Source organism: Alteromonas sp. 14N.309.X.WAT.G.H12 (assembly GCF_036697315.1).
GTDB lineage: Bacteria > Pseudomonadota > Gammaproteobacteria > Enterobacterales > Alteromonadaceae > Alteromonas.
In genome coordinates, this window is sequence record NZ_JBAHZB010000100.1 from 1 (window position 1) to 3520 (window position 3520).

Here is a 3520-nt window from a genome sequence, read left to right on the forward strand (position 1 = left end):
GGGCCTCTGTCATTTACCCGCACAATGGCGGTTTTTCCATTTTCCAGATTGGTGACTTTTACGTAGCTAGGTAAGGGTAAGGTTTTGTGGGCTGCGGTCATGGCGAACATGTCATAGGTTTCGCCGTTAGAGGTTAAATGGCCGTGGAATTTTTGGCCGTACCATGATGCGAATCCCACTTCTTCATAGCCTTTGCCGGTTTGTAACGGATAGTATCGCGTCCCCAATACTTCATAGGGACGACTGTTGAAGGCTTTGTAGGGCTCATATTTAGGCTCTGCGTTGGTATAGGCAGGTTCGTCGTAGACAAACGTAGGGGCAGAGTCGCTGTGCTGGGCATAGCCACTGCTAGACTGACATCCCGTCAGAATTAATGCAGAAAATAAACAAAACCAAAATTGTGTGCGCATTTATCGGGATAAGAATCGTTTTTGTGTACCGATAGCCATAAGAATGCCAAACCCTGCCATTAAAGTCACCATCGATGTGCCACCATAACTCACCAAGGGTAGGGGAACGCCGACCACAGGCAATAAACCGGAGACCATACCCATATTCACAAACACATAAACAAAGAACGTCAGGGTGATGGAACCGGCTAAAAGTTTACTGTAGGCATCTTGTGCCCGATTAGCAATGATAAGGCCACGAATAATGATAAACAGATAAATACTCAGTAGTCCTAATACACCAATAAGTCCAAACTCTTCACTAAATACCGCGAATATAAAGTCAGTATGGCGCTCGGGTAAAAACTCAAGCTGTGACTGGGTACCTTGAAGCCAGCCTTTACCTCCCAGACCACCAGAGCCTATGGCGATTTTGGACTGGATGATGTGATAGCCGGAACCGAGAGGATCTGACTCAGGGTTAAGAAAGGTGGTGACCCGTTGCTTTTGATAATCCTGCATGAGGAAAAACCACATAATAGGGGCAAAAGCACCGGCCATGGTTGCTAAAAGTGCAATAAGTCGCCAGCTCATTCCCGCAAGAAAGATGGCAAAAACCCCAGAACTTGCAATTAATAAAGAGGTGCCTAAATCGGGCTGCTTTGCGATGAGCACGGTGGGAACCATAACCAGAATGAAGCCAGTAGCAATGTGGAGCAAACGGGGGGGTAAGGGAAACTTACTGATATACCAGGCCACCATCATAGGCACCGCCAGTTTCATCAACTCCGACGGTTGAAAACGCACGAATTTAAGATCCAGCCAACGCTGCGCCCCTTTTCCTACATCGCCAAACAGTAATACGGCAATCAGCATCACCAAACCGGCGACGTAAGCATAGGTGGACAGCCTTCGATAAGCCATTGGGGGAACTTGGGCCATAAACAGCATTACCCCCATGGCAATAACCAGGCGCGTGCCTTGTCTTTCCATTTGTAGTGGGTCTTGGCCTGATGCCGAATAAAGGGTATACAAACCCACCGTCATTAGGACCAACAAACCCAGCAGCAACCAACCATCAACATGGAAACGTTGCAAAAACGTGGTTTGATTCTGATTTAGTGTGGTGCGCTTCACGGTGTGCCTACTGTTTGGTTGTCATCTGATTGTTCGCTCTCAGGCTGCATAAATGCATGATCACGAAAATAAAAATCCATTACCCGGCGGGCAACTGGGGCGGCATTTCTGCTGCCGCCGCCGGCATTTTCTATTACCACGGTGACAGACACTTCCGGTTTCTCAAAGGGGGCAAATGCGACAAACATCGCATTGTCACGGAGGCGCTCAGAGACGTTATCGGCGTCATAGGATTCATTTTGGCCGACGGAAAAGAGTTGGGCCGTACCGGATTTTCCGCCAGTCTGGTAAGGCGCATCTGAGAACGCATGTCTTCCGCTGCCTTCGTTTCCATGGTTTACCTCGTGCATGGCACCTAGCATCAGATCCCAGTTTGCTTTATCAACCACGGAAATAGGACGCATGGTTTTCGGCGGCGAAACATCCACCTCGCCCTGGCTATTTTTGGTTCCACGCATAATTTGCGGGACATAGCGTTCACCGTGATTAATCAGCGTATTAATTGCCTGATTTAATTGAATGGGGGTGGTGGTCCAGAAACTTTGTCCTATGCCTACCGGAATGGTGTCACCGATATACCAAGGCTGGTTAAATCGTGCCCGCTTCCATCCCCGACTGGGCATATTGGCAGAAGACTCTTCATACAAATCGATACCGGTATAATCACCAAAACCAAACTGGGTCATGGCATCACTGATTTTATCGATACCCAGTTTATAGGCGAGATCATAGTAAAACGTATCGCAGGAAACGGTAACAGCCCGTACTACGTTAACCTTGCCATGGCCCCATTTGCGCCAGTCTCGCCAAACATGACTCACATTGGGTAATTGATAACGGCCGGTGTCATTGATGGTTGTTTCTGGGGTGATGATACCTTCTTCCAAACCCACTAAACCCAGTAAGGGTTTTATGGTGGAGGCCGGTGGATATTGGCCTTGGGTCGCGCGGTTAATCAGCGGACGATCTTTGGAATTTATTAGCTCAGCGTAGTTTTTTCGGCTAATGCCATGAACAAATAAATTGGGATCATAACTGGGGCTTGAATACAGTGCCAACACACCACCGGTTTGTGGTGAGGTAATAACCACGGTTCCCCGTTTACCATCAAGGGATTCTTTGGCAGCCAACTGCAACGGCAAATCGATATTTAACACAATATCTTTACCCGGGACGGGCGGATCGATATTCAACGTACGAATAATGCGCCCCTGACTATTGACTTCCACTTGCTCATAGCCCACTTGTCCGTGCAATTCTTCTTCGTGATATTTCTCTATCCCTAACTTGCCAATATCGTAAGTGGCGGCATAGTTGGCTTCTTGCCCCGCTTCGACTAATTTTTGCAGATCTTTTTTATTAATTTTAGCCACATAACCGAGCACATGGGTGAGGGCATCACCGTATGGATAGTAGCGGGACAACCTGGCTTCTATGGAAACCCCGGGGAAACGGTGTTGTTGGGCCGAAAATCGGGCGACTTCTTCTTCGGTGAGCGATGTACGCAAAGCAATAGGTTTAAAGCGTCGTTGGCCACGGTACGTGCGCAGAAAATCCTCTTTTTCTTCTTCGGTGATCCCCATTAAACGGGAAAGCGCAGCCAGGGTTTCATCCAAATCGTCCACTTCTTCTGGGACCACTTCTAAACTGAATACCGGACGATTTTCGGCCAAAATAATGCCGTTTCTGTCGTATATCAGCCCACGGTTGGGGGCGATGGGAACCACTTTAATACGGTTACCGTTAGAACGGGTTTGGTAGACGTCATGTTGTTTTACTTGCAGCACATAAAGATTGCTGACAACAATCCCCAGCATGACAAGAACAATTAATAATGAAATGGCGGCCCGACGGGCAAAGAGATTTGATTCGGCGCTATGATCGCGAATTGTCTGTCTTTTACGGCCCATTGTTATTCCCGGTGGTACGGGTGATTTTGTGTGACTGACCAGGCTCGGTATAAGCTTTCAGCCACGATTATACGTACTAAGGGG

At 48.0% G+C, this 3520-nt stretch carries 4 protein-coding genes; all 4 read right to left on the reverse strand.

Annotation, left to right across the window (positions count from 1 at the left end):
- Positions 1–410: septal ring lytic transglycosylase RlpA family protein (locus V5298_RS17060; protein ID WP_332932638.1), on the reverse strand; the 410-nt coding region annotated here is incomplete at its 3' end.
- A complete protein-coding gene (gene rodA / locus V5298_RS17065; protein ID WP_332932639.1) occupies positions 411–1526 on the reverse strand; it encodes a rod shape-determining protein RodA in 1116 nt (371 codons plus the stop codon). It abuts the gene before it with no gap.
- Positions 1523–3436 (reverse strand): penicillin-binding protein 2, encoded by a 1914-nt coding sequence (gene mrdA, locus V5298_RS17070; RefSeq protein ID WP_332932640.1) that lies wholly within the window; start codon positions 3434–3436, stop codon positions 1523–1525. The genes rodA and mrdA overlap by 4 nt, the downstream gene beginning before the upstream one ends.
- Positions 3437–3438: 2 nt before the next feature.
- Positions 3439–3520: 23S rRNA (pseudouridine(1915)-N(3))-methyltransferase RlmH (locus V5298_RS17075; protein WP_332932649.1), on the reverse strand; the 82-nt coding region annotated here is incomplete at its 5' end.